General features: G+C 69.4%; 1 pseudogene. It reads left to right on the top strand.

Features of this window, described 5'->3' with window-relative positions:
- Positions 1 to 360, top strand: a pseudogene (locus AC1DIX_RS28365) (ABC transporter ATP-binding protein); the annotation flags it as partial.

Here is a 360-nt window from a genome sequence, read left to right as displayed (position 1 = left end):
CGGCCCTCCGGGAGCGCCTGTTTCGCGGCTGGGCGAAGGACGGTGCGGCGCGCAATCTCGCAGCCCGACCGTCAAAGCTTCTGTTCCGCCTGACGGCCGATATCGACGCACTCGACGGCCTCTATCTGCGCGTCCTCGTACCCGCTGCCGTTGCGATCTGCACCGCGATCGCGGCTAGCGTGGCGCTCGGCATAATCCATCCGCTGTTTGGCGCCGCGACCGGGCTGATCCTCCTGCTTGCCGGGCTCGGCATTCCCTACCTCGCCGGCCGTGCCGCCGCAAAATCCGCACGCCGCCGCATGCATGGCGTCGAAGCGGTCCGCGGCGGCGTCATCGATCTCGTCGCGGGCCAGACGGATC

The organism is Massilia sp. 05N420, assembly GCF_056397205.1.
This window is presented reverse-complemented; position numbering and strand designations above follow the sequence as displayed.